Source organism: Streptomyces sp. SM11, assembly GCF_002910905.1.
GTDB lineage: Bacteria > Actinomycetota > Actinomycetes > Streptomycetales > Streptomycetaceae > Streptomyces.
Genome location: NZ_NEUE01000014.1, coordinates 1 through 26,177, shown reverse-complemented (window position 1 = coordinate 26,177; position 26,177 = coordinate 1). Strand labels below are relative to the sequence as shown.

Annotated in this window: 23 protein-coding genes, 1 tRNA gene and 1 pseudogene; 16 read left to right on the top strand and 9 right to left on the bottom strand. The window is 68.5% G+C overall.

What is annotated here, in order from left to right; all coding sequences use genetic code 11:
- The first annotated feature begins 7 nt into the window (after nucleotides 1-7).
- From B9S58_RS00930 to B9S58_RS00890, 9 genes are all read left to right on the top strand, one after another.
- Nucleotides 8-2,377 (top strand): xanthine dehydrogenase family protein molybdopterin-binding subunit, encoded by a 2,370-nt coding sequence (locus tag B9S58_RS00930; protein ID WP_181009132.1) that lies wholly within the window; start codon nucleotides 8-10, stop codon nucleotides 2,375-2,377.
- Nucleotides 2,378-2,504: 127 nt separating this feature from the next.
- Nucleotides 2,505-3,047, top strand: a complete 543-nt coding sequence (locus B9S58_RS00925) for a hypothetical protein (protein ID WP_258044132.1) — start codon at nucleotides 2,505-2,507, stop codon at nucleotides 3,045-3,047.
- A 72-nt stretch (nucleotides 3,048-3,119) separates the two neighbouring features.
- Nucleotides 3,120-4,523, top strand: coding sequence for a hypothetical protein (locus B9S58_RS37390; RefSeq protein WP_146063434.1), 1,404 nt, complete (start codon nucleotides 3,120-3,122; stop codon nucleotides 4,521-4,523).
- Nucleotides 4,524-4,546: 23 nt separating this feature from the next.
- Nucleotides 4,547-5,911, top strand: coding sequence for a type VII secretion-associated serine protease mycosin (gene mycP / locus B9S58_RS00915; protein WP_103530239.1), 1,365 nt, complete (start codon nucleotides 4,547-4,549; stop codon nucleotides 5,909-5,911).
- 769 nt (nucleotides 5,912-6,680) lie between these two features.
- A complete protein-coding gene (locus tag B9S58_RS00910; RefSeq protein ID WP_103530238.1) occupies nucleotides 6,681-7,115 on the top strand; it encodes a hypothetical protein in 435 nt (144 codons plus the stop codon).
- Between the two features lie 17 nt (nucleotides 7,116-7,132).
- Entirely contained in the window at nucleotides 7,133-9,451 is a 2,319-nt protein-coding gene (locus B9S58_RS00905; RefSeq protein ID WP_103530237.1) for a DUF6571 family protein, read from the top strand.
- Between the two features lie 26 nt (nucleotides 9,452-9,477).
- Nucleotides 9,478-10,104: a hypothetical protein gene (locus tag B9S58_RS00900; RefSeq protein ID WP_146063433.1), complete on the top strand. Its 627-nt coding sequence runs from the start codon at nucleotides 9,478-9,480 to the stop codon at nucleotides 10,102-10,104.
- 128 nt (nucleotides 10,105-10,232) lie between these two features.
- Nucleotides 10,233-10,772: a hypothetical protein gene (locus B9S58_RS00895; protein WP_103530235.1), complete on the top strand. Its 540-nt coding sequence runs from the start codon at nucleotides 10,233-10,235 to the stop codon at nucleotides 10,770-10,772.
- Between the two features lie 64 nt (nucleotides 10,773-10,836).
- The gene (locus B9S58_RS00890) at nucleotides 10,837-11,604 is read left to right on the top strand and encodes a hypothetical protein (RefSeq protein ID WP_103530234.1); all 768 of its coding nucleotides are present in this window, start codon (nucleotides 10,837-10,839) and stop codon (nucleotides 11,602-11,604) included.
- 77 nt (nucleotides 11,605-11,681) lie between these two features.
- Here B9S58_RS00890 and B9S58_RS00885 read toward each other — a convergent pair.
- Nucleotides 11,682-11,756: transfer RNA gene (locus tag B9S58_RS00885), tRNA-Arg, on the bottom strand.
- A 217-nt stretch (nucleotides 11,757-11,973) separates the two neighbouring features.
- On the opposite strand from B9S58_RS00885, the gene B9S58_RS00880 reads away from it, so the two are divergent.
- From B9S58_RS00880 to B9S58_RS00855, 6 genes are all read left to right on the top strand, one after another.
- Entirely contained in the window at nucleotides 11,974-13,479 is a 1,506-nt protein-coding gene (locus B9S58_RS00880) for an MFS transporter (protein WP_103530233.1), read from the top strand.
- Nucleotides 13,480-13,514: 35 nt separating this feature from the next.
- Complete coding sequence (locus tag B9S58_RS00875) at nucleotides 13,515-13,712, top strand: hypothetical protein (protein WP_103530232.1); 198 nt, start codon at nucleotides 13,515-13,517, stop codon at nucleotides 13,710-13,712.
- Entirely contained in the window at nucleotides 13,712-14,080 is a 369-nt protein-coding gene (locus B9S58_RS00870; RefSeq protein ID WP_103530231.1) for a type II toxin-antitoxin system death-on-curing family toxin, read from the top strand. Before B9S58_RS00875 ends, B9S58_RS00870 begins: the two co-directional genes overlap by 1 nt.
- Nucleotides 14,081-14,249: 169 nt before the next feature.
- Nucleotides 14,250-16,037 (top strand): DEAD/DEAH box helicase, encoded by a 1,788-nt coding sequence (locus B9S58_RS00865; RefSeq protein WP_103530230.1) that lies wholly within the window; start codon nucleotides 14,250-14,252, stop codon nucleotides 16,035-16,037.
- 485 nt (nucleotides 16,038-16,522) lie between these two features.
- On the top strand, nucleotides 16,523-17,167 hold the full coding sequence (locus B9S58_RS00860) for an IclR family transcriptional regulator (RefSeq protein WP_103530229.1): 645 nt from the start codon (nucleotides 16,523-16,525) through the stop codon (nucleotides 17,165-17,167).
- Nucleotides 17,168-17,331: 164 nt separating this feature from the next.
- On the top strand, nucleotides 17,332-18,120 hold the full coding sequence (locus B9S58_RS00855; RefSeq protein ID WP_103530228.1) for a S16 family serine protease: 789 nt from the start codon (nucleotides 17,332-17,334) through the stop codon (nucleotides 18,118-18,120).
- Here B9S58_RS00855 and B9S58_RS00850 read toward each other — a convergent pair.
- The 8 genes and pseudogenes from B9S58_RS00850 to B9S58_RS00815 form a co-directional block, all read right to left on the bottom strand.
- Nucleotides 18,080-19,427, bottom strand: a pseudogene (locus B9S58_RS00850) (MFS transporter). The gene B9S58_RS00855 and the pseudogene B9S58_RS00850 overlap by 41 nt on opposite strands.
- Before the next feature lie 34 nt (nucleotides 19,428-19,461).
- Entirely contained in the window at nucleotides 19,462-19,662 is a 201-nt protein-coding gene (locus B9S58_RS00845) for a hypothetical protein (RefSeq protein WP_103530227.1), read from the bottom strand.
- A 46-nt stretch (nucleotides 19,663-19,708) separates the two neighbouring features.
- On the bottom strand, nucleotides 19,709-20,335 hold the full coding sequence (locus B9S58_RS00840) for a winged helix-turn-helix domain-containing protein (protein WP_103530226.1): 627 nt from the start codon (nucleotides 20,333-20,335) through the stop codon (nucleotides 19,709-19,711).
- A 77-nt stretch (nucleotides 20,336-20,412) separates the two neighbouring features.
- Complete coding sequence (locus B9S58_RS00835; protein ID WP_308457882.1) at nucleotides 20,413-21,303, bottom strand: glycine betaine ABC transporter substrate-binding protein; 891 nt, start codon at nucleotides 21,301-21,303, stop codon at nucleotides 20,413-20,415.
- 101 nt (nucleotides 21,304-21,404) lie between these two features.
- Nucleotides 21,405-22,271, bottom strand: coding sequence for an ABC transporter permease (locus B9S58_RS00830; protein WP_103530225.1), 867 nt, complete (start codon nucleotides 22,269-22,271; stop codon nucleotides 21,405-21,407).
- Nucleotides 22,268-23,533, bottom strand: a complete 1,266-nt coding sequence (locus B9S58_RS00825; protein WP_103530224.1) for an ABC transporter ATP-binding protein — start codon at nucleotides 23,531-23,533, stop codon at nucleotides 22,268-22,270. The genes B9S58_RS00830 and B9S58_RS00825 overlap by 4 nt, the downstream gene beginning before the upstream one ends.
- The gene (locus tag B9S58_RS00820; RefSeq protein ID WP_103530223.1) at nucleotides 23,526-24,173 is read right to left on the bottom strand and encodes an ABC transporter permease; all 648 of its coding nucleotides are present in this window, start codon (nucleotides 24,171-24,173) and stop codon (nucleotides 23,526-23,528) included. Before B9S58_RS00820 ends, B9S58_RS00825 begins: the two co-directional genes overlap by 8 nt.
- Before the next feature lie 39 nt (nucleotides 24,174-24,212).
- Nucleotides 24,213-24,686 carry an Lrp/AsnC family transcriptional regulator gene (locus B9S58_RS00815; protein WP_103530222.1) on the bottom strand — a complete coding sequence of 158 codons (474 nt, stop codon included), beginning with the start codon at nucleotides 24,684-24,686 and terminating at the stop codon, nucleotides 24,213-24,215.
- Nucleotides 24,687-24,808: 122 nt separating this feature from the next.
- Here B9S58_RS00815 and hppD point away from each other — a divergent pair, with 122 nt between their 5' ends.
- Nucleotides 24,809-26,002 carry a 4-hydroxyphenylpyruvate dioxygenase gene (gene hppD / locus B9S58_RS00810; RefSeq protein WP_103530221.1) on the top strand — a complete coding sequence of 398 codons (1,194 nt, stop codon included), beginning with the start codon at nucleotides 24,809-24,811 and terminating at the stop codon, nucleotides 26,000-26,002.
- Nucleotides 26,003-26,177 lie beyond the last annotated feature (175 nt).

Genomic DNA, 26,177 nt, shown 5'->3' with positions numbered 1-26,177 from the left:
AGGCGGCGTGAGCAGCGACGCAGCCACCGCGGCCAACGCGACCAGCACCGGCCTGCCCAGGATCGACGCCATCGACGCCATCGGCGGCGGACCGGGCGCGGGTTCCGGCCCGGGCCAGGAGCAGCCCCTGCTGGGCCTCGGCGCCTCGCTGCCGGCCGTTGACGCCCGGGCGAAGACCGAGGGCACCTTCCCGTACGCCGCGGACCTCTGGGCCGAGGGCCTGCTGTGGGCGGCCGTGCTGCGCTCACCGCACCCGCACGCGCGGATCCTGTCCATCGACACCTCGGGGGCCGAGGAGATGCCCGGGGTGCGGGCGGTCGTCACGCACGAGGACGTGCCGGGGGACAGCAACTACGGCCGCCACGTCGTGGACCGTCCGGTGTTCGCCTCCGACCTGGTCCGCCACCACGGCGAGCCGATCGCCGCGGTCGCCGCCGACCACCCGGACACCGCACGGCTGGCCGCTGCCGCCATCGCCGTACGGTACGAGGTGCTGGAGCCGGTCACGGACCCGGAGAAGGCGTTCGCGGCGGAGCCCCTGCACCCCGACGGCAACCTGATCCGGCACATCCCGCTGCGCTACGGCGACGCGGAGGCGACGGGCGAGGTCGTCGTCGAGGGCCTGTACCGCATCGGCCGCCAGGACCCGGCCCCGATCGGCGCGGAGGCCGGCCTCGCCGTGCCCCGCCCGGACGGCGGCGTGGAGATCTACACCGCTTCCACCGACCCGCACACCGACCGGGACCTGATCGCCGCCTGCTTCGGCCTGGAGGCGGACCGGGTCAAGGTCGTCGTGACCGGGGTGCCCGGCGCGACCGGCGACCGCGAGGACCCGGGCTTCCAGATCCCGCTGGGTCTGCTCGCGCTGCGCACCGGCTGCCCGGTGAAGCTCGCCGCGAGCCGCGAGGAGTCCTTCCTCGGCCACACCCACCGCCACCCCACACTCCTGCGCTATCGCCACCACGCGGACGCGGACGGCCGGCTGGTCAAGGTGGAGGCCCAGATCCTGCTGGACGCGGGCGCGTACGCCGACGCCTCCTCGGAGTCGCTGGCGGCCGCCGTGGCCTTCGCCTGCGGCCCGTACGTCGTCCCGCACGCCTTCATCGAGGGCTGGGCGGTCCGGACGAACAACCCGCCGTCGGGCCATGTGCGCGGCGAGGGCGCGATGCAGGTCTGCGCGGCGTACGAGGGCCAGATGGACAAGCTGGCCGCGAAGCTGGGCATCGACCCGGCCGAACTCCGCCTCCGCAACACCCTCTCCACGGGCGACATCCTCCCCACCGGCCAGACGGTGACCTGCCCGGCCCCCGTGGCCGAACTGCTCCAGGCCGTCCGCGACTACCCCCTCCCCGCCCTCCCCAAGGACGCCCCGGAGGACGACTGGCTGCTGCCGGGCGGCCCCGAGGGTGCGGGGGAGCCCGGGGCGGTGCGCCGGGGCGTGGGCTACGGCCTGGGCATGGTGCACATGCTCGGCGCCGAAGGCACGGACGAGGTGTCCACGGCAACGGTCCGCGTACACGACGGCGTCGCCACGGTGATCTGCGCGGCAGTGGAAACGGGCCAGGGCTTCACCACCCTCGCCCGCCAGGTCGTCCAGGAGACCCTGGGCATCGAAGAGGTCCACGTGGCCGCCGTCGACACCGACCAGCCCCCGGCGGGCCCGGCGACACACGGCCGCCACACCTGGGTGTCGGGCGGGGCGGTGGAGCGCGCGGCGAAGATGGTCCGCACCCAGCTCCTCCAGCCGCTGGCCCACAAGTTCGGCATGTCCACGGAGTTGCTCCAGATCGCCGACGGCAAGATCACCTCGTACGACGGAGTGCTGTCCACGACGGTCACCGAGGAACTGGACGGCAAGGAACTCTGGGCCACCGCCCAGTGCCGCCCCCACCCCACGGAGCCGCTGGACGAGTCCGGCCAGGGCGACGCGTTCGTCGGCCTGGCGTTCTGCGCGGTACGGGCGGTGGTCGACGTCGACATCGAGCTCGGCTCCGTCCGCGTGGTCGAGATGGCGGTCGCCCAGGACGTCGGCCGCGTCCTGAACCCGGCCCAGTTGGCGATCCGCATCGAGGCGGGCATCACCCAGGGCATCGGCGCGGCCCTCACGGAGAACCTCCGCACCGCCCGCGGCCTGATCCGCCACCCCGACCTGACCGGCTACGCGCTCCCGACCTCTCTGGACGCCCCGGACATCCGCATCGTGAAACTGGTCGAGGAACGCGACGTGGTGGCCCCCTTCGGCGCGAAGCCGGCCTCGGCCGTCCCGGTCGTCACGGCCCCCGCGGCGGTCGCCTCGGCGGTCCGTTCGGCGACGGGCCGCCCGGTGAACCGACTCCCCATCAGACCCCAGGCGGCGGTGGCAACGACCAAGCCCTGACTGGCTTGTTACCGCCGCCGGGGCGGTGTGATGCGCATTGCACGTGCAACCAAAGGGTGCGAGCTGTCACTGATGCTGACTACAGTGATCCTTCAAGCTGTGCCAGCAGGACAACGGGGAGGTTGTTGTGGCGACGGGAGAGGGCTCCGACGGGGCCGGCTCCTCCGGGGGGCTCTTCGGGGGATTTATCGGGGGCGCCATCGCCGCGGCGCAAAGTACGGTCAGTGAGCTTTACACCGAGCTGGAGTCCTTCACCAAGTTCCGTGACCGCATCGACGAGATCCTGGTGGACCTGAAGGCGTCGCCGGCGGATGCCAAGAAGCTGGGCGAGATCGCCATCAAGGACAGCCAGTTCGGCGACGTGGCCTGGCCGGAGGCGAAGGGCATGTTCGCCTCGTACGAGAAGGTCGTCGGCGAACTGGAGACCTTGTCGAAGCTGCTCTCGGACTCCATCGAGGGCATGAGCATCGCGGTCCTGGCGTCGCACAAGGGCTACGACAACATGGACCAGGACATCCGCGCCCGGATGCTCGCGATCAAGTCGGGTGTGGAGGAGCACTATCCCGGTGAGTACAACCCGGTTCCGGGTGAGGACAAGCAGAGCGGAAACGGCGACAAGACGCCGCCCACGCCCCAGGCTTCGCCGACCGATGAGACCGGGAGTGCCTGATGGCGGTGGAGACGATGCGGCGATCATCGGTACGAACGGGGGAGTGAGATGGGTTCGACATCGTTTGAGAGCATGTCGCACAAGCAGATGATCGCGTGGCTGGACCAGGCCAACAGCACGGCTGTCCAGGGCGTGGCCGATCGCCTGTCGAGTGCGGCGAAAGAGATCTCGAAGATCGGCGAAGAGCTGAAGATCCGTCCGCAGATTGTGAAGTGGGAGGGCGACGGAGCCGAGTCGTTCCGCACGTGGAGTGCGGATCTGGCCAACTCCACGCTGCGCCTGGGCGAGTTCAGCCAGGGCGCGTCGCAGCGCCTGGGTGAGGCCGCCGATGCGATCGCTCTGGCCAAGGCCGCGATTCCTCGCCCCACGGGAGACCCCGAGGCGAGCCTCAAGGCTGCGGAGTCGGCACGGAACGACCCGGATTCCGCGGAGTTGATCCGGAAGCTGAACGGGGAGCGGGAGGCTGCGGCGGCGGAGATGCGGAAGCTCTCCCAGGCGTACACGCATTCGGTGGCCCAGCTCAACAAGCTGGAGCGGCCGACGTTTCCGCCTCCGCCGCAGGGCATTGCGCCGGATGCCACGGACCGTACGGGTTCGGATTCGGAGTATGGCGGCGTGACGCGTCCGTCAGGGAGCGTGCCGGATTACCGGTCAATTGATGCCAAGCCACTCGGGCAGGATGCTCTGTCTAGTGACTCGGTGAAGCCGGTGGGCTCGACAGTCCTGCCCACAGCTCTTCCTCCTGTCGTATCCGAGCCTGTGAATATGCGAATCGATGGCACTGCGGTGTTGCCGGACACCCCGTTGGCGCAGGCTTCCGCTACTGTTGCCCCGCCAAATGGTGCGCGGAACGATGTGGTGCTTCCGCCGATTTCAGGAGGAGGGCCGCCTGTGACAGGACAGGGTCCCCTTTCTCGAACCTCGTCGGACATGGGAAGGAAGTCGCCGGGTTTGGTCCGTTCGCCAGCACTGCCGACGACGACAGGAGGTGTATCTGGCCGCTCCGGTGGCCGAACGCCGCACAGCAACGGGATTGTCGGAGGCCGCCCTGTCCCGCAGACCACTGGCCAAGTCCCAGGGTTGCCGCGTGGGACGGTAGTCGGAGGCGAAGGTTCTGCTGCAGCTCGAGCTCCTATGGCGCACGGGTCGGGTTCGGGAGCTGGTGGTGGCGCGCAAAACGGGATTGTCGGGGGCCGGCGCTTGGCCAGCGAAGCGGGTGTTGTTGGCGGCCGTGGTCACCAATCCGCAACCGGAGGCGCGCGTCCGTTCACTCCTGGAGGCACTGGATTGGTCAGGCCCCAGTCCGGAGGCGACCGCAACGGCGGGTCTATGGGGCGTGCAGGCGCCCAGGCGGCTCAGCCCAAGGCTGCCACTCGACGCAACGAGAATGGTCAGCGGCGACCTGACTACCTTACGGAAGATGAAGAGACCTGGCAGCAGGGCGGGCGGCGCGTTACCCCTCCAGTTATCGACTGAGTAGAAAGCGTCGTGGGTGACCCATGCTTGCCATTATTAGTCGCACCGCCGTAGGGGCTGCCGTTCTCGGTCTGCTGATAGCTGTAGCCTCCCCTGCTTCTGCAGGATCCGTGCGCTCAGATCAGTGGCATCTGGATGTCATGAAGGCAGACCAGATGTGGGCAACGAGCACTGGTGAGGGAGTGGTCGTTGCGGTGATCGACTCCGGCGTTGACGCTGATCACCCGGACCTTCGAGGGCAGGTTCTAAAGGGGCTGGACTTGGCGCCAGGATCTCCCGGCGATGAGCGGGCCGACCACCGCTCCCATGGCACGTCCATGGCTGGGATCATCGCGGGCACCGGTAGATCCAGAGGGGGTGATGGCGCTGTTGGTCTGGCTCCCGGATCGAAGATCATGCCCATCCGGCTGAGGGACGATGACGGCAAGGTTAACGGTGCCGCTGGTAGCAAGAATTTCAGTGAGGACGCTTCTAAAGGGATTCGCTTTGCAGTGGACAGCGGTGCCAAAGTTGTCAACATTTCTCAAGGAGCCTTGTCCGGATCTAGCGAGCTCAGTTCGGCTGTCCGGTATGCCGTAAATAATGGCGCTCTCGTTTTCGCTTCTGTAGGAAATTCTGCTGACACCGGCAATGCTGTTGAGTATCCGTCCGGAACGCCGGGCGTCGTCGGTGTGGGATCTGTCGGAAGTGATCTTCGAAGGGCAGAGTCTTCTCAGTACGGACCGCAGGTCGATCTCGCAGCGCCTGGCGTGGACATCATTCACGCGTGTACCAGGGAAACCGGGCTGTGCAAGAGCAGCGGTACAAGTGACGCGACTGCGATCGCTTCCGCCTCCGCTGCCCTGATCTGGTCCAAGTATCCGGACTGGACGAACCATCAGGTTCTACGGGTCATGCTGAACACCGCAGGCGGTCCGGTAAGCGGCAAGAAGCGGTCCGACGGGATCGGCTACGGAATCGTTCGTCCCCGTATCGCGCTCAAGACGCCAGGGGACCCCGGTCCCGCCGATGTGTACCCCCTCCCGGATCTCGCCGCAGCGGCGTCCGAGGCGCCCTCGCCGGAGCCGTCCAAGGCTGGGGGCGGTTCTGGTCAGAGCGAGGAGCCGGCTGTCGCGGCGGCGGACGAGGGTAGCAACACTGTCTTCTGGTTTGGCCTGGGGATCGGCGCGGCAGTCCTGGTGGGCGGCGTCGCGACTGCGGCAGTGCTCCGTTCCCGTCGGCGAGAGGCTGTTGCCACGCAGGCTCCGCCGACGCCCCAGCAACAGCCGTATCCGCACCAACAGCATCCGCAGCCGCCGCACTCTCTCTACGGCTCACCGCCGAACAACCCTTACCCCGACGTTCCCCACGGAGCCCCTCCCGGCCGAGGCCCTGGCTCCGTCGGCTGAACGTGCGCCAGTTCTGCGCGCGGCGCGATGTCAAGTGGTGAGACAAGCGGTACTGGCTGGATAGGTCAGGCGTCATGGGGCTGCAACGCACTGCCGTTTCATGCCAGGACGAAGGTTGAGACAGGCCTGATTGCCTGACGGGGGACGAATAGACGGGGCAGTTGGACTGCGCCTGGATCTGCGGGCAATGTGCCAGGTACTCAGGTGCTCAACACCGCGCTCGACCTGTGCCCGCGCTGCGCCCGGTTGACCGTCTTCTCGGCGAGGGCTCCACGGCGCCTCACCTCCCTGGCCTGCAGCCTCGTCTGCTACCGACGCTTCGAGAAGCTTCGGGCCACCGCCGAGCGCTCCACTCCGGTGCGCCCTACGGAACTCCACCGGGCCAAAACCCCGGCTCCACCGGCTGAGTGTGCGACAAGCCGTATATTGCGCACCGCTCCACAGGGGGCGCGCGATGGCGGAATTTGACCCCATTTGTTTGGCTGAAACACAGTGTTTCTCTGTATGAATGCAGATTCTGCAGGTATCGCAGCCTACTCTTCCTGGAGAGCAAGGTGAAACGCCTTGTGGGCCGTAGGCGGCGGAAGTGGTGGGTCCGCAGGGAGGCGGGGGAAGTTGCGAAGCAGAGCCGTCTCTTGCCGTGTGATCGAGGTGTGAAAGCCGCATGGTTCGGGCGGCCCGATGGATGTTAGGCGGCTAGCAAGGGTGTCCTCGTCGGGTGAGAGTGCCAAGGTTTCGGCGGATTTCACGAGTGACCGCAGGAGGGAATATGACGTTCGACGCAGAATGGTCAGAGCTTCGAGCCGAATCGGCACAAAGGGTTGATATGCGCCTCAATGGCATATCTGCCGAACCAAGAAGCTCGAACGGCCCGTCCCAGGCTGACCTTGCCGTCAACGATGACGACCTGGGCGCGATCGGGCATGACGCGTACGAGCTGCGCACGCGGCTGTCGAAGGACGGTGACCATGCCCGGCCCGCGACCTTCGACGCGGCCATCGCGCTCACCAACGGCAACTTCGTGAGTGGATCCGGTCTGCTGAAGGTCCACGACCGATGGCAGACGCACCTCAAGACGCTCCTTGACGCCTGCGCGCAGATCTCGAACCACCTCGACTACTCCAGGGCGTCTCACCACAAGGACGACGCCCAGATCGTCGGCGACCTGCTCAGTGTGTCGAAGCTCAACGAGTATCTGAAGTAAGTCATGGGGGAGCTGGCGTGCTGAAGTACGAGGACATCATCGACGCACCGCTCGGCAAGCTTAAGGAGGCTGTCGACGACTGGTCGGAGATGGTCACCAAGCTGCAACGCCTGGCCGAGGTGGCCAATGACGGCATGAAGGTCAAGGCGGACAAGGCCGAGTGGGAAGGCGTGAATGCCGGCGTCACCAAAGGGTTCATCGGCAAGACCGCCAAGGAGTTCATGGACGCGGTCGCAGAGGCCAGAGGTGTCAAGCTAGTCCTGGAGGACGCGCGCAAGGCGTTCAAGAAGGCTAAGGACGACCTGGTGAACATCCGCGACGTCGAAGGGCGCGAGGCGGGCATCCATGTGGATGCCAAGGGCAAGGTCACGCCGCGGAGGCCGCTGGAGGAGCAGGGCGCGGGTGTGCGGCACGATCCCGACTATCCCGAAGCGCTGCGCAAGCAGAATGAAGCCGTCGAGAGTTGGCAGAAGAAGATCGACCTGATCGTCGACAACTGCAACGACACCGACGTCGCCTTCAAGAACGCGCTCGAGGCCAACGTCAGCGAAGCCAAGGATTTCAGCAGTCCGAAGTACAAGAACCTGGACCAGGAGGAAGCCGCCCGTGCCGCCGACCTCGCGCGCAAGGGGCGCGATCTCACGCACGTCCAACTCCAGGCGCTCAACGAGCTTTTGCGTGACAATGCCAAGTCGCCAGAGTTCGCCAAGGGCTTCTACGAGAAGCTAGGCCCGGAGGAGTCGCTTGCCTTCTTCGGGCAGCTCGCCACGGATACGCACGAGGGTATGAAGGTTGACGAGGCGCGGCTCAAGGACGTCCGGGAGCTCCAGAGGAACCTGGGCCTCAACCTGGCCACCGCCTCCCATGACAAGGCGTTCTCCGCGGAGTGGAGCTCGGAACTCCGCAAAATGGGCACGGAGCGCATCCCGCTGACCAAGTACGACAATAGTGGTCCGTACGGGTACCAGCTGCTTGGCGGCATCATGCGATACGGGAACTACGACCCCAAGTTCCTCAACCCCATTGCCGAGCATGTGGTCCAGTTGAGGCAGAAGGACCATGATTTCTTCTACGGATCTAAGGGATTGCCCGGCGGGTCGGAGAATCCGTTGAACCCCTCAGGTGTCAACGGCTCCGGCTACGACCCGGTGAACAGCATGATGGAAGCCCTGGGGCACAGCCCGGAGGCCGCGAAACAGTTCTTCTCCGCCGAACCCACCGCGTACAACGAGGACGGCACCCCGAACAAGAGTGAGGCTGATCTCGGAGAGAGCAAGGACGGGCGGAGAATCACTGGTTACCTGGACTTCTTCCAGAACGAAGGTTACGACCCGTTCTACGACATAACAGGTCACGATCGGGATGACATGAAAAGGTCCATGGGGTACTTGCCTGATGCGCTTGGGAAGGCCCTGGAGGCGGCGACTACCGGGCACGCCTGGGACGACCCCTCGCCCACGCTTAAGCGCGACGACGTGACGGCCGGCATCATGAAGAACGTGATCGATAGTTACGGCTCGGATTCGGGCCTGCTGAGTCGGCATGAAGCACTGAAGGACAGCTTGGGGCGTATGGGGGCCGCGTACGTCGACGACCTCAACTATTCCACGTACAACTTCGGGTCGGCGGGTGACGAACTCGGGCGGGACGAGCTGTTCGCGAACAGTAGCGATGGTTCCGTGCGGACCGACTTCGGCGAAACTGCGACGCGCCGGTTCATGGGTGTGGTGGCAGCCGACGAAGATGGTTGGAGGACGTTGTCGTCGGCGCAGCAGGTGTACGAGGCGAGCGGGCTGAAGGCATTCGGGGCCGAGCGCCAGGAACTCGGATTGCACTTCGGATACGGCGGGGCGAAGGTGCATGGAATCCTCGACGAGGCGCGCATAGAGGGAATCCATCAGCAGTTCAAGGGTGAAGAAGAAGGCAAAATACTGGAGATGGAAAAGGAAGCCGAGTGGAGGAAATTCGGCGTCAGTTCCGGTGTAGGCACTGTGGTGGGGGTCGGCACTGCAGTGGTCCTGGGTCCCGCTGCGGGAGTCGTGGCCGCTACAGCAGTTCCCCTTGTCATGGATACCGCAACCGCGGCAATTGACACCGGATACGCCGGTGAGACGATGGATTACCTGAAGCAGCGCGAGTACGACAACAATGACGAAGCGCTGACCGGGATTGACAAGTTCAAGGCTGAGGGGGAGCGCGGAGCTGTTACACCCCTGCTGAACTATGCGGACGAGATCGGGCTGTCGGCTGACGAGAAGCGGAAGCTTGGCTTGGACATCGAGACCTATTACGGGAACGGTAAGACCGCGGTCAGTGATCAAGGGAGGGTCAAGTGATGATGCTGTGCCGCCACGGGACCCGGATGACGGCCATCGCGGGTCTGGCCGTCGGCGGTCTTCTCTCGGGGTGTGCCGGGGGTGAGGAAAGCGCGGAATCACCGAAGCTGGGGCAGTGTAAGACGTTGCTCGGTGCCGAGAACGTGGAGGCGGCCGTCAAGACGACGGGCGGCAGCGATGTCGAGGTGGGTGGGACACCTCAGGCCGATGTGCTGGTGGATCGTCTCGTACGGGAGGCGAAGCGGTGGCAGGAGTCGGATCTGCTTCATACCCGCTACACCGGTTGCCGAATGGACGCGTTCGAGGGGGACCGGATCAGCGGCACCGTCGATGCGACGGTGAAGTGGTCCGTCCTCTCACTGGGGATGATGGATAGCCCTGAGATCAGCCGGACGTGGCGTCAGGTGAACGCATCGGTATACGTGGCACCGGAACCTGCCCCAGCGCGAACGCAGTTGATTGCGGTATGCGCGGTACCTGGAGCCATTGCCTCCCAGCCGTCCGATCTGCCGCTCCAGTTCGAGGTGGTCGGGAAGAGCCTTGGAACTGAGCTCCGGTGGGAGTTGCTGAGGGCGTTCGCCCAATCAGTCACGGAAAAGATGGGGTGCGCGAAGCCTCCCGTCATTCCCTCCGCGCTTCCCCCATCCACGTGAGTGGGATTTTCCGGCCGGGGCTGCGTCGGTCTCGTCGGCACGGTCATCACGGTGTTGCTGTCGGTTGCCGCGGTCGGCTGCGCAGACGGTGGGAGTGCCGACGCACGTATGAGCGGACCACGGGGCCTGTGGAACTCTGCGGCGGCGAAGCAGTTTCCGCCGATGCCAGCAATGCGCTGAAGGTGACCACGGGTTCCTCGCGGTTTGAGGCGTCGGCCGAAGGATCCACCGTCGCACACGCCGCAAGGTCGTTGAGCGAGACGTTCGCTTTACCTGCCGCCGATGACGGAGACATCTGCCACGTGTTCGCGATCAACACCGTCCTGAGCGATCGGCTGGAGGTCACCTGGGAGCTGCCCGGCGGCCCGCCGGAGGGCGAACCTGCTCCGAAGTTCACGGTGCTCCGGATGGGGGAGCGGACCCTGGCTGCTCCGGATGTCGCCATCGTCCGGTTCGCCTGCCGGAGCGCGACGTTGTCCGGCTCCATTCCGGCTCACATCAGACTCGGTGTGGAGAGCTGGTCGCCCACGGAGCCCGAGGGCGACCCGGAGGAGTTGACGGACGCCTACGCGACCGTGGCCCACTGCTTTGCCCTGGCTCTGGTGAAGGAGCTGGGCTGTGAGAACGACGGACGGCTTGAGCCCCGGGCGTCCCTTGCCCCCGCGTGAAACGCGATGCGGAGGCGAGTGAAACGGCCGGTACCGTAGCCGTTGACCAGGGGGAGAGCCGTACGTGATTTCCGAGCCGGAGTTGGTGGGGGAGCCCGGACCGGGCGCGCCCCCGGACGTGGTGAGCGGGTTCGACCGGGAGCCCGCGGCCGGCGGGCCGCGGCGGTGGCAGGGGGTGCTGTGGGCCGTCGTCGGAGCGCTGGTGGCGTCGGCGGTGTGGGCGACGGCGGTCTTCGCGTACGGGATCGGCGGCGACCGGAAGCCCGACCCGCGCGGCTACCGCGTGGAGTCCGACTCCTGCGCCGCGATCGAGCTGAAGGCGCTCGCCCAGGTGGTGGGAGCGGCAGAACCCGAGCCGGCGGCGACCGAGCTGGACGGGATCGAGCATCCGGCCCTCCACCGCATCAGGTGCACCGTCGCCCTGGTCCCGCCGGACGCCGGGGCTCGGGGCGGCAGGGACGGGGCCGGCTGGACGACGGGTTATCAGGCGTCCGTCACGGCTGAGCTGCACAAGGAGACCGACCCGCGCCCCGAATTCGAGGCGAGCAGCACGCTGACGGAGATCGACGGCATGGGTGTGACGCGGGTGGAGCGGGTGCCGGACCTCGGGGATCTGGCTCATCTGCTGGTCATGGACGACAACGTCATGCAACTGAAGGTGGTGGAGGGTGGTGCCGTCGTGACGCTCACCCTGACCGCCTGGATGAACTACGACGCGGACGGCGGAGAAGAGGAGATGCCGGACGTGCCGCCGGACCCCGAGCTGCTCGCGTACCGGGCCGATCTGATCAGCGATATGCGCGATGTGACGAAGGCGCTGAAGACGGGCTGAGTGCCGGTCGTCGGCCGGTCGCCGCACGTGCGGAAGTGGCCGCCCCGATGTGCAAGGGGGTGGCCACTTCCGTGGTGTGGAGACCGTGACCGGATGCGAACCGGTGTAACTCGAGTCGCAGTCGAGCCCCTGAGCCTCTCGGGCACACGGTCGGGTGTGGTGCTGTGTATCGACGGTGCTATGTGTCGCTGTTCCTTTGCTGACCATGACGCTAGGGGTCGTCCACCGTCGACTCAAGCGATCCGGTCCGGCCGCAACACGACTGCCATACGCCGTTCACACCGGGGCTCGGGACCTACGACCAAGGGCCGAGTGCGGGGCCGCACATAGACAGGGTTCAAACCGTTCCGTGCCCCTTACGCTGGGGCCATGACCGCCCCCGAACCGCGTGACGGCACCGATACCGCGCGCCTCATGCCGGCCGCGACCGACGCCCCCTCCCCGGACCCGCTGTCCGGCATCCCCCTCGCAGCCGTCGAAGGGGTCCTCGGGCGCACCTACCGCGCGCTGAGCATCGGCATCGTCTCCGTGGTGTTCCTCATCGCGTTCGAGGCCACCGCGGTCGGCACGGCCATGCCGGTGGCCGCCCGCGAGCTGAACGGGATCCCGCTCTACGCGTTCGCCTTCTCCGCGTACTTCACCACCAGCCTGTTCGCCATGGTCCTCTCCGGGCAGTGGGCCGACCGGCGCGGGCCGCTCCAGCCGCTCGCGACCGGGATCACCGCGTTCGGCGTCGGCCTGCTGCTCTCCGGGGCGGCCACCAGCATGTGGATCTTCATCGCGGGCCGGGCCGTCCAGGGCCTCGGCGGCGGGCTGGTCATCGTCGCCCTGTACGTGGTCATCGGGCGGGCCTACCCCGAGCACATCCGGCCCGCGATCCTGGCCGCCTTCGCCGCGAGCTGGGTGATCCCCTCCGTAGTCGGGCCGCTCGCCTCCGGGACGGTGACCGAGCACCTCGGCTGGCGCTGGGTGTTCGTCGGCATTCCCGTCCTCATCGTGATCCCTCTCGTGCTGGCCCTCCCGGCGATCCGGCGGACGGCCTCCGGGCCCGCGGATCCGGCTGCCGCCACCGCGCCGTACGACCGCCGCCGGATCCGGCTCGCGCTGGGGATCTCGGCCGGGGCGGGGCTGCTCCAGTACGCGGGGCAGGAGCTGAACTGGCTCGCCCTCCTGCCGGCCGCCCTCGGCACCGCCCTGCTGGTGCCCGCCGTCCGCGGACTGCTGCCCACCGGGACCGTACGGGCGGGGCGCGGGCTGCCCTCGGTCGTCCTGCTGCGCGGGATCGCCGCCGGGTCGTTCATCGCCGCCGAGTCCTTCGTACCGCTGATGCTGGTCACCCAGCGCGGGCTGTCCCCGACGATGGCCGGGCTCTCGCTGGCCGTGGGCGGGGCGACCTGGGCGCTCGGTTCGTTCGTACAGTCCCGGCCGCGCATGGAGCCCCACCGGGAGCGGCTGATGGTCAGCGGCATGGTGCTCGTCGCCGCGTCGATCGCCGTCGCGCCCTCCGTGCTGATCGAGGGGGTCCCGGTCTGGACCGTCGCCGTCGCCTGGGCTTTCGGCTGCTTCGGGATGGGCATGGTGATCGCCTCCACCAGCGTGCTGCTGCTGAAGCTGTCGGCCCCCGAGGAGGCGGGCTCCAACTCCGCCGCCCTCCAGATCTCCGACGGGCTCTCCAACGTGCTGCTCCTGGCCACCGGCGGCGCGGCCTTCGCCGCGCTCGGCGGCGGGGCGGTGGGCGCGGCCGCGCACGGGGCGGCGGTGGGGGCGGGGGCCTCGGGCTCGTCGCACCCGGGCGCGTTCGCCGCGGTGTTTCTGCCGATGGCGGGGGTGGCGCTGGTGGGGGCTTGGGTGGCGACCCGGGTGCGGGAGAAGTAGCGGTACCCTGCGGTACCGCGCGGTACCATCGGCCTATGGCTGGTCTGAACTTGCGGTTCACCGAGGAAGAGCTGAACTCCCTGCGCGCCCGTGCCGAGGCGGAGGGCAGGAGCATGCAGGCATTCGCTCACGACGCGGTGATCACCGCCGTAAACGAGCACTCGCGGCTCTTCAATGAAGCCGCAGACCATGTTCTGAAGGCGAGTGAGGAGCTCAACCGGAGGCTCGCCTGATGCAGTACTTGACCCTGCCTGAGCTGTTGAACCTGGCGGAGCGGCTCGGCGCTGCGGAGGTGCGCGACTACGGGCTGTTGGAGTCGGCCCTGGCCAGACCGCAGGCGAGTGTGTTCGGTCAGGACGCGTATCCGGACGTCTGGCAGAAGGCCGCGGCCCTGATGGAGTCCCTCGCCCGCAACCATGCGCTGGTCGACGGCAACAAGCGCATCGCGTGGTATGCGACCTGGGTCTTCCTCCACATGAACGGCCATCCACTCGACCCGCGCTTCGACGTCGACGAAGCGGAGCGGTTCGTGCTCGCCGTGTGCCAAGGCGGCCTGGACATGCCCAAGATCGCCGAGCAGCTGCCGGGGTTCGCTCGGTAGCCGCACTTGTGAAGAGCGTCTCAACGAACTCGAACCGCGACTCGTTCGTACGGGTTCTCAACCGGGCCCCCGGTAAGGTGGCCCGGTTGTCGTATCGCGGGCCGGGACGTACCGGCCCGGTCCGGTGCCGACAGCGCCCCACGTACCCGAGAGCCCCGAACCGGAGACCGTGACTACTACTACCACCGCCTCCCACCACCTCTCACCCGCCTTTCCCGGCCGTGCCCCCTGGGGCACCGCCGGCAAGCTGCGAGCCTGGCAGCAGGGCGCCATGGAGAGGTACGTCCAGGAGCAGCCGCGCGACTTCCTCGCCGTCGCGACGCCCGGCGCCGGCAAGACCACGTTCGCGCTGACCCTCGCGTCGTGGCTGCTGCACCACCATGTCGTGCAGCAGATCACCGTCGTCGCCCCGACCGAGCACCTCAAGAAGCAGTGGGCGGAGGCAGCCGCACGGATAGGGATCAAGCTCGACCCCGACTACAGCGCCGGTCCGCTGAGCAAGGACTACCACGGGGTCGCTGTGACGTACGCCGGTGTCGGCGTACGGCCGATGCTGCACCGCAACCGCTGCGAGCAGCGCAAGACGCTCGTGATCCTCGACGAGATCCACCACGCCGGTGACTCGAAGTCGTGGGGCGAGGCCTGTCAGGAGGCGTTCGATCCGGCTACCCGGCGGCTCGCGCTGACCGGTACGCCGTTCCGGTCGGACACCAACCCGATCCCCTTCGTCGCGTACGAGGAGGGCAACGACGGCATCCGCCGCTCCTCCGCCGACTACACCTACGGCTACGGCAACGCGCTCGCCGACGGCGTCGTCCGCCCGGTCATCTTCCTCAGCTACAGCGGCAACATGCGCTGGCGCACCAAGGCCGGTGACGAGATCGCCGCCCGGCTCGGCGAGCCGATGACCAAGGACGCCATCGGGCAGGCCTGGCGCACCGCGCTGGCGCCCACCGGCGAGTGGATCCCCAACGTGCTCTCCGCCGCCGACAAGCGGCTCACCGAGGTCCGCAAGGGCATCCCCGACGCGGGTGGCCTCGTCATCGCGACGGACCAGGACTCGGCACGCGCGTACGCCAGGATCCTCAAGAAGGTCACCGGCGAGACGCCGACGGTGGTCCTCTCCGACGAGAAGGCCGCCTCCAAGAAGATCGACAAGTTCAGCGCGGACGAGTCGCGCTGGATGGTCGCGGTGCGGATGGTGTCCGAAGGGGTGGACGTGCCGCGCCTCGCCGTCGGCGTGTACGCGACGACGATCTCCACGCCTCTCTTCTTCGCCCAGGCGGTAGGGCGCTTCGTGCGCTCCCGCAGGCGCGGTGAGACGGCCTCCGTCTTCGTGCCGACGATCCCGATGCTCCTCGACTTCGCCAACGAGATGGAGGTCGAGCGCGACCACGTGCTCGACAAGCCGAAGAAGGGCAGCGACGAGGAGAACCCGTTCTCCGAGGAGGACAAGCTCCTCGCCGACGCGGAGAAGCTGGAGGACGAGGAGACCGAGGAGCAGCTGCCCTTCGAGGCGCTGGAGTCCGACGCCGTCTTCGACCGGGTGCTGTACGACGGCGCCGAGTTCGGTATGCAGGCCCACCCCGGTTCCGAGGAGGAGCAGGACTACCTCGGCATCCCGGGGCTCCTGGAGCCGGACCAGGTCCAGCTGCTTCTCCAGAAGCGGCAGACCCGGCAGATCGCGCACAGCCGCCAGAAGCCGGCCGAGGAGGCCGACCTCCTGGAGAAGCCGGCCGACGCCCGGCCCGTGGTCACCCACAAGCAGCTGCTGAGCCTGCGCAAGCAGCTCAACACGATGGTCTCCGCCTACACCCACCAGAGCGGCAAGCCCCACGGTGTCATCCACACCGAGCTTCGCCGGGTCTGCGGCGGCCCGCCGAGCGCCGAGGCGACGGCCCACCAGATCCAGCAGCGCATCGTGAAGGTCCAGGAGTGGGCCACCCGGATGACGTGATCCCGGATCCCGGTGGCGTTCCGGCTTCGTCGGCCCGTGCGGAGGGTGGTTCCTCCTCCGCACGGGCCGACGGCCTTTCCCGGGAGCGCGGCGACGTTTCCGGGGGCTGTTTCCGGGAAATTTCTCCGGTGGCCGTTTACACACTGTTAACGCTGGTTCACATCCGTGGACGGGTCGTCCCGGCGGCGTCGTGACACGTTAACGCGCGTAGATGTTCGCTTTCCGGACGCCGTCCCGCTGACCGGCCCTTATCCGCGGGCCGTGCCGTGGCGTCGTGTCCGGAGACCGGATTCTGGACTAGCACTTCCGCTGAGCGGACTGGATCGCTACTGTCCCCGCCATATGAACGCCCCGTGGCAGCGCCGCCGCGGAGCGCAGCCGGTGCCTTGCCAGATCGGCGGCCTCTCCGTGCGTCGCCGCTGGGACCGGCGTCGCAACCGCCGGAGCAGGACCGTCGTCGCTCACCCCGAAGAGGAGAGGGCGTCGTGACAGCGGAGACTTCCCAGACGCTCGACCGAGGACTGCGTGTCCTCAAACTGCTCGCCGACACCGATCACGGCCTGACTGTCACCGAGTTGTCCAACAAACTCGGTGTCAACCGGACCGTCGTCTACCGTCTGCTCGCCACCCTGGAGCAGCACGCCCTGGTCCGCCGTGACCTGGGCGGCCGCGCCCGGGTCGGCCTGGGAGTGCTGCGGCTCGGCCGACAGGTGCACCCGCTCGTCCGGGAAGCCGCGCTGCCCGCGCTGCGCTCCCTGGCCGAGGACATAGGGGCCACCGCCCACCTCACGCTCGTCGACGGCAGCGACGCCCTCGCGGTCGCCGTCGTCGAGCCCACCTGGACCGACTACCACGTCGCCTACCGGGCCGGCTTCCGCCACCCGCTGGACCGGGGCGCGGCGGGCCGGGCCATCCTGTCCGCCCGGCAGACGACGGAGGCCGGACATCCCGGCTACACCCTCACCCACGGCGAACTCGAAGCCGGGGCCAGCGGGGCGGCCGCGCCCCTGGTCGGGGTCTCGGGTGTGGAGGGCAGCGTCGGCGTCGTCATGCTCACCGACGCCGTACCGGAACGGGTCGGGCCCCGCGTGCTCGACGCCGCCCGGGAAGTGGCCGACGCGCTGCGGTAGGCGCGCACCGGGTGTGCCGGGTGTGCCGGGCGCACCGGGCGCACTGGGTGTCGGGTGTGCCGGGTGTGCCGGTACGGGAGTGTGCCGGGCCCGCCTCGCCGAGGCGGCGAGGGCGGCGTACGCCTGGCGCGTTCCCGCTCCGGCGCGCCCGTTAGATTGGATGCGTGCTCTCTCGTCTCTCGCGCCCCCGCGCCCTCGCCCTCTGCGCGCTGCCCGTCCTCGCCCTGTTCGGTACGGTGGCCCTCGCACCGCTGCCGTTCACCCTGGCGCGGCCCGGGGTGACCGCGGACGTGCTCGGCAAGGACGACGGGCGGCCGGTGATCACCATCACCGGCGCCGAGACCCGGCCCACCGACGGGCAACTGCGGATGACGACGATCCTGGCCACCGGGCCGAAGGCGGACGTCCGTATCGGCGAGGTGGTCGACGGCTGGTTCCGTGACGACCGTGCGGTCATGCCGCGCGATTCCGTCTACCCCACCGGCGGCTCCGAGAAGGAGATCGAGAAGCACAACCTCGACGACATGAAGGAGTCGCAGGACGTCGCCGTCGACGCCGCTCTGGACTACCTGGACCGCGAGCCCGGTTCGATGCGGGTCGAGGTGGACCTCGGCGACATCGGCGGCCCGAGCGCCGGACTCCTCCTCTCCCTCGGCATCGTCGACAAGCTCGACGGCAACGGCTCCGGCGGCGGTCTGACCGGGGGCCGGACCATCGCCGGTACGGGAACGATCAGCGCGGACGGCAGGGTCGGCGCGGTCGGCGGGGTGTCGATGAAGACGCAGGCCGCCCACCGCGACGGGGCGACCGTCTTCCTCGTCCCGAAGGCCGAGTGCGCTCAGGCGGAGGCCGAGCGGCCCGACGGGCTGCGGATCGTGCCCGTCTCCACGCTGAAGGACGCGGTCGGCTCGCTCAAGGCCCTGGAGGCGGGCGGGAAGGTACCGAGCTGCTGACCTGCGGCGGTATGGGCCGCTCGGACCGCTTTCCGGTCGCCTCCGTCTCCCTGGTCGCCTCCGTCTCCTCTGTCTTCGCCCCCGGTGCGTCGTCCAGCGTCCGCCAGGACGGGAACACCAGCGGGCTCAGCGTGGCCAGGAAGTAGACCCCGCCCATCGCCAGCAGCGCCCCCGTCGCTCCCGCGCCCTCCACCAGCAGCCCGGCCGCGAGCCCGCCCAGCGGCATCGCGAACTCGCACCCCGCGGTCAGTGCCCCCGAGACCCGGCTGCGCAGCCGGTCCGGCACGCGCTCGTAGATCACCGTCGTCAGGATCGGGTTCAGCACGCCGCCCGTGATCCCGCCCAGCAGCATGGTGACCGCGAGCGGAAGCGTCGTCCCGGTCACCGCGGCGACCAGGAACCTCGGCGCGCCGCACAGGATCACGCACACGGTGAACACCGCCCGGCGCGGGAAGCGGTGCCCCACCGCTCCGTACAGCAGGGCACCGACCAGGCCGCCCGCCCCGAACATCGCGGTGAGCAGTCCGATGGCGGTCGCGCCGCCCAGCTCGCCCTCGGCGTGCACGGGGAGCAGCACGGCGTTCCAGCCCTGGTCGGTGCCGTTCATGAGCATCACCATGACCACGACCGACAGCAGCAGCCGGTTTTCCCAGCAAGTGGGCTTATCCCTCGCGGAGTTCGGAGCCGTAGGCGCGCAGGGAGACCGGGGCCTCGGCCTTCCGCGGTTCGGCCGCGCGCACTCCCCGTACCCCTGCGGCGATCAGTAGGGCGGACAGCCCGAACGTCGCCGCGTCCAGCAGCAGGACCGTCTCCGCGCCGACGAAGGCGATGAGGACCCCGGCGAGCGCCGCGCCGACCATCCGGGCCCCGCGCGAGACCGCGTCGAAGAGGCTGGCGGCCCGGGGGAGTGTGGTGCCGGCGTGCTCGGCCAGGTCCGGGATCAGGACGTAACGCGCGGTGTTGCCCGGGGTGTGGGCGAACCCGTTGAGCGCCATCAGCGCGCACAGCATCCAGAAGTCGAGGGCGCCGGCGAAGTGCAGCAGCGGGATCGCGGCGATGGCCGACGCGCACACGGCGTCGGACGCGATGGCGATCCGGCGGCGGCCGATCCGGTCGATGACCGGTCCGCCGATCAGTGCGGCGACGACGATCGGCAGGGTCGCGCAGAAGGCGACGATCCCGGCCCGGCCCGCGCTGCCGGTGGTGTCCAGGACGAACCAGGGGACACCGATCAGGGTCAGTGACGTGCCTGCTGTGGAGATGGAGTTGGCCGCGAGCGTGGCGGCGAGCGGGGTGCGGTTCCCCATGGTTCTGTCTCCCCCCGAGATGGTCGTGGGGCCGCTACGCGGTACGGATGGCGGAGGTGCGGGGCGCGGTGGCGGCCGTCTCCCGGCTCTCGCCCGTCAGCCGCAGGCCCACCACGACCAGGGTCCGGCCGACCCGGGTGCGGAGGGCGGTTCGGGGCAGGGGGAACTCGGTTGTCTGGGACTGGAGTTCGGCTGCTCGTGCGGCGTGCAGGAGGTGGTGTACGTCGGCGTGCATAACGGGCTTCCCTTCGGGTGGCCGGGAGTCGCGGTGTGCGGCGGGGTCATTCGGAGGGGCGCGGGAACGTGTGCAGGTGGGTCTGGACGACGGCCGATCCTTCGGTGTCCTCGGGGACGGTGTCGCGGTAGCTCTCCACCAGCTCGTGGACCTTCCCGGCCAGCTCCAGCGCGAGTTCCGGGGTGAGGCGGATCTTGAAGTCGCTCATGTCCCAGCTGCGTTGCCACTCCTCCGGCCAGTCGTCCATGGTGCCCAGCCAGGTGTTCAGCTCCTGGGCGTGGGCGGTGGCCGTCTCGTGCAGGACGAAGTCGATGGCTCCGCGCACCTCCGGGTCGGCATGCGTCCGGAAGTCCGCGCTCTCGAACATCGAGCCGTCGTGCACCGACCGCCACCAGCGCTCGCGGCCCTTGCCCAGCTCCGGGGCGTCCTCGACCAGGCCGCTCTCCGCCAACTGGCGCAGGTGGTAGCTGGTCGCTCCGCTGGACTCGCCCAGCCGCTCGCCGAGCTTGGAGGCGGTGGCCGGTCCGAACTCGCGCAGTGTGTTCAGCAGCCGGAGCCGCAGGGGGTGTGCGATTGCGCGCAGAGTGCGGGCGTCCGCATTGTGGATCTTCCGGTCGGTGCCGTCGTAGCGATGGGGGCGGGGGGTGTTCGGGTCGTTCTCGTTCTCCGTCACGCTTCGACGGTAGAGATGCAAAGGATCCTTTGCAAGGGTTTTTTGCAACGATGGCTTTGCAACGAACTCTTTGCGACTTATCCCTCCTCGATGAACCCCTCCGCCACCAGCCAGTCCTTCGCCACCTCGTGCGGGTCCTCGCCGTCCACGTCCACCTTGGCGTTCAGGGTCTGGGCGACCTCGGTCGTCAGCCTCTTCGCGAGCGGGTCCAGCAGCTCCGCGATCACCGGGTACTTCTCGAAGGTGGCCTCGTGGATGACGGGAGAGGCGTTGTAGTTGGGGAAGAAGCTCTTGTCGTCCTCCAGGACGTCCAGGTTCATGGCCCTGATGCGCCCGTCGGTGGTGAACACCTCGCCGAGCAGGCAGGAGTTGGACGCGGAGACCTGGGTGTAGATGATCCCGGCGTCCATCTTCTGGATGTTGCCCGCCGGGATCTTCATCCCGTACTTCTGCTCCATCCCGGGCAGCCCGTCGTCGCGGGAGGCGAACTCGTTCTCCACGCAGATCGTCACCGCGCCCGGGTCCTTCTTCGCGAGGGCCGCCACCTCCGAGAGGGTCTTCAGCTCGTACCTGGCGTTGTTCCTCTTGCTGATGGCGAGCGCGTACGTGTTGTCGAGCGAGGCCGGCGGCAGCCAGACCACTCCGTTGCCCCGGTCCTCGTCCCGCACGGCCTCGTACTGCTTCTTCGGGTCCACGATGGGGTCCGCGTGGCCGAGGAAGGTGATCCAGCCGGTGCCGGTGTAGTCCCACATCGCGTCGGCGTCGCCGTTGATGATGGCCTCGCGCGCGCTGATCGAACCCGGCAGGTTCGTCCGGTCCAGGACCTCCGCCCCGGCCGCCTTGAACACCAGGCCGGTCATCTGGCCGAGGACGATGTTCTCGCTGAAGTTCTTCGAGGTCACCGTCAGCGTCGCGCCCTTGAGCGGCTCGCCCTGCCCGACCGACCCCGGCGACACCTCGTCGACCATCGGCGAACCGCTCTTCAGCCCGCAGCCGCTCAGCACCAGGCAGCAGGCCAGAGCCGACGCCCCGGCCCACCGGGCCCTGAAAGACCTCCCACACGTACCCGTCACCGCTCCTCCAGCCCGTGCGGCGTCAGCGCCAGTTCGGCCAGCGAGGCCAGCCAGTCCACCAGCAGGGCCAGCACCACCGTCAGCACCGAGCCGATGACCAGCACCGGCATCCGCTGCGTCTGGATCCCCGAGGTGATGAGGTCGCCCAGCCCGCCGCCCCCGCCGAACGTCGCCAGCGTCGCCGTTCCGACGTTGAGGACGAGGGCCGTCCGTACCCCGGCCAGGATCAGCGGCACCGCGAGCGGCAGCTCCACCTTCATCAGGACGCCCCGGCCGGACATCCCCATCCCCCGGGCCGCCTCGATCATGTTCGGCTCGATCGCCCGCAGGCCCGCCACCGTGTTGGAGAGCACCGGCAGCACCGCGTAGATCACGATGCCGATGATCGCGGTCCGCGGGCCGATGCCCAGCCAGATCACCAGCAGCGCCAGCAGGCCGATCGCCGGGGTCGCCTGCCCGATGTTGGCCAGTGCCGTGAAAGCCGGGGCCGCCTTCCGCAGCCGCCGCCGGGTCAGCGCGATGCCGAGCGGGATCGCGATGATCAGCACCCAGAACGTGGAGATCGCGGTCAGTCGCACATGCTGCCACCAGCGCAGCCGCACATTGCCGCCGGTCAGCGAGTTCTCCGCGATCGAGTCCAGCTGGATGGTGGTGATCCATACGTAGGTGACGACCAGGATGACCGCCAGCACCACCGGCAGGACCACCAGCTTCCGCCAGGTGAACCGGCGTGCAGGGGCGGCCGGGGTGGGGGAGGGGGTGCTCTCCTCGTCGTGGAACGCGTGCCCCTTGACGTCGTGTTCGCCCGGCGGCCGGGCCGGGGCGGGGCCCTTCTCGGAGCGGGCCGGATGGCTGGGACTCATCGGCCGCCGCCACCTCCCTCCAGCTCCTGCTCCGTCTGGTGGACGCGCAGCTCCTCCAGCTGGTGCTGGTGCTCCATCGCGGTCAGCCGGTCTGCCTCCAGCAGCTCCTGCACGTTGTCCATCAGCGTCTTCATGTCGACGACCCCGATGAACTCCCCGCGCCGCCCGGTCACCGCGACCCGGCCGCCGCTGTCGGTCAGCACCGCCTCCAGCGCGTCGTGCAGCGTGGCGTCCCGGGTCACCGTGTCGTGCACCAGCTGCCCGGCCCGCGCCAGGGAACCGCGCGCCCGCATCAGGTCGCCGCGCCGCAGCCACTTGTACGGGCGGTTCCTGCGGTCCAGCATCAGCAGCTCGTTGTGCGGGCCGCTGCGCAGCTTGTTGAAGATCGACTGGAGCGGGTCCTCGACCGTGACCGTCGGGAAGTCGGCGATGCCCACGTCCCGTACCCGGGTCAGGTTGAGGCGCTTGAGGGCCGCGCCCGCGCCGACGAATCCGGAGACGAAGTCGTCCGTCGGGTTGGTGAGGATCGCCTCGGGGGTGTCGAACTGCGCGATGTGCGAGCGCTCCCGCAGCACCGCGATCCGGTCGCCGAGCTTGATCGCCTCGTCGAAGTCGTGGGTGACGAACACGATCGTCTTGTGCAGCTCGTGCTGGAGCCGGATCAGCTCGTCCTGGAGGTGGTCGCGGGTGATCGGGTCGACCGCCCCGAACGGCTCGTCCATCAGCAGCACCGGCGGATCGGCGGCCAGCGCCCGTGCCACGCCCACCCGCTGCTGCTGCCCGCCGGAGAGCTGGCGCGGATAGCGGCCGTGGAACTCGCGCGGGTCCAGGCCCACCAGGTCGAGCATCTCCTCCACCCGGTCCTTCACCCGGGACCTGGACCAGCCGACCATCTTCGGGACCAGCGCGATGTTGTCCGCGACCGTCATGTGCGGGAAGAGGCCGGAGGACTGGATGGCGTAACCGATCTTGCGGCGCAACTTCACCGGGTCGATGTCGGTGACGTCCTCGTCGTCGATCCGGATCCGGCCCGAGGTCGGCTCGATCAGCCGGTTGATCATCTTCAGGGTGGTGGACTTCCCGCAGCCGGACGGTCCGACGAAGATCACGGTCTCGCCCGCCCTGATCTCCATCGAGACGTTCTCGACGGCCGGGTTCGGGTTGCCCGGGTAGCTCTTGGTGAGGTTCTCCAGCTGGATGGTGGCCCCGGAGGTGGCGGCGTCGCCGTCCACGGGAACGGCCTCGGTCTCGGTCTCAGGCACGGATCCCCCTCGGGATGGTCAGCCGTCCCAGCAGGACGTACGCGGCGTCGAAGAGCAGGGCGAGGACGACGATGCCGAGCGTGCCCGCGAGGACCTGGTTGATCGCGTTGGCGCTGCCCAGCGAGGCGATGCCCCGGAAGATCTCGTTGCCGAGGCCGGGCCCGGAGGCGTACGCGGCGATGGCGGCGATGCCCATCAGCATCTGGGTGGAGACCCGGATCCCGGTCAGGATCGGCGGCCAGGCGAGCGGCAGCTCCACCCGGCACAGCCGCGCCGGCCGCGACATCCCGATGCCCGTCGCCGCGTCGACCAGTGACGGATCGACGCCCCGCAGTCCCACGATGGAGTTCCGTACGATCGGCAGCAGCCCGTACAGCGTCAGCGTGATCACGGTCGGTGCGACGCCCAGGCCGACCAGCGGGATCAGCAGACCGATCGCGGCGAGGGACGGAATGGTGAGGATCGTCGCCGTGGAGGTGATGGCCAGCGAGCCGCCCCAGCCGCTGCGGTAGCTCACCACCCCGATGGCCACGCCCAGCACGGTGGCGATGACCATGCACTGGAAGACCGCGCTGACGTGCTGGAACGCATCCGTGAGGAGCTGCTGGTGGCGGGTGCTCAGATACTCCCAGAAGCTCACACGGCACTCCTTCGGCTCACTAGCGCCCGGGCGCTCGGCTCAGTCGGTGTCCTCGGCTGCCTGTTCCACCAGCGGGATGACCCGCAGCGGAACCGGGTTCTCCATGACGATCGCCGTGGAGGCCCGGACAATGCCATCAAATCCGACGACCCGGTCGATCACCCGCTGAAGATCGGCGTTGGAACGGGCGACGAGCCGGCAGAACATGTCGCCGTGTCCGGTGGTGGTGTGCAGCTCCAGCACTTCCGGTACGCCGCCCAAGTGAGCCCGTACGTCGGCTCCTTGGCCCTGCTTGATCTCCAGCGTGGCGAACGCGGTGACCGGATATCCGAGCGCCGCCGGATCCACGTCGGGGCCGAATCCCCGGATGACGCCATTCGACTGAAGGCGGTCCAGCCGTGCCTGCACGGTCCCGCGGGCCACCCCGAGCCGCCGGGATGCTTCGAGGACGCCGATCCGCGGTTCGCGGGCCAGGAGCACGATGAGCCGCCCGTCCAGATGATCGATCGCCATGACTCCACCTTCGATGGTCACCCTGTACAGATAGTGCGGCCATCATGGCAACTCGCTAAGCACATTGACCAGCAAATACGCGAACTGTTGCGCACCTTGCGATGCGGGGAGAACCTTCGAACATGACTGAGACTCTGCACACCAGCCCCGAAACCGGGCTCGGCCACCAAGAAGAAGGTCAGCAGCCGAGGCGGAGCGGAGCGGAGCGGCGGGCCGACCCCTTCCCGGTCAAGGGAATGGACGCGGTCGTCTTCGCCGTGGGCAACGCCAAGCAGGCCGCGCACTACTACTCGACCGCGTTCGGCATGAAGCTCGTGGCCTACTCCGGACCGGAGAACGGGACCCGCGAGACGGCGAGTTACGTCCTGACCAACGGCTCCGCCCGCTTCGTCCTCACCTCCGTGATCAAGGCGTCCACCGAGTGGGGCACCTTCCTCTCGGACCATGTCGCCGCGCACGGCGACGGCGTCGTCGACCTCGCGATCGAGGTCCCGGACGCCCGGGCCGCGTACGCGTACGCCGTCGAGCACGGCGCCCGCGGCATCACCGAGCCGCACGAGGTCAAGGACGAGCACGGCACCGTCGTCCTCGCCGCCATCGCCACGTACGGCACGACCCGCCACACCCTGGTGGAGCGCTCCGGCTACGAGGGCCCCTACCTCCCCGGCTTCGCGGCCGTCTCCCCGATCGTCGAGCCGCCCGCCAAGCGCACCTTCCAGGCGATCGACCACTGCGTCGGCAACGTCGAGCTCGGCCGGATGAACGAGTGGGTCGGCTTCTACAACCAGGTCATGGGCTTCACCAACATGAAGGAGTTCGTGGGCGACGACATCGCCACCGAGTACTCCGCCCTGATGTCGAAGGTCGTCGCCGACGGCACGCTCAAGGTCAAGTTCCCGATCAACGAGCCGGCCATCGCGAAGAAGAAGTCGCAGATCGACGAGTACCTGGAGTTCTACGGCGGCGCGGGCGTCCAGCACATCGCGCTCGCCACGAACGACATCGTCGCCACGGTCCGCTCGATGCGCGCCGGCGGCGTCCAGTTCCTGGACACCCCCGACTCGTACTACGACACGCTCGGCGAGTGGGCCGGCGAGACCCGGGTGCCGGTCGAGACGCTGCGCGAGCTGAAGATCCTCGTCGACCGCGACGAGGACGGCTACCTGCTGCAGATCTTCACCAAGCCGGTCCAGGACCGGCCGACCGTCTTCTTCGAGATGATCGAGCGCCACGGCTCGATGGGCTTCGGCAAGGGCAACTTCAAGGCCCTGTTCGAGGCGATCGAGCGCGAGCAGGAGAAGCGCGGCAACCTCTGACCTGCGTCTCTCACGCAGAACGCCGCCGCGGTCCGGGGCAGTACCCCGGACCGCGGCGGCCCACGTCCTTCACGGCACCCCCGTCACGGACTCTTCGATGCGTCACCCTCCGCCGGGGCCGGGCTGCTCGCCGCGGCCTTCGACGGAGCCGTGTCCGGGGACTTCGAGGCGGCCG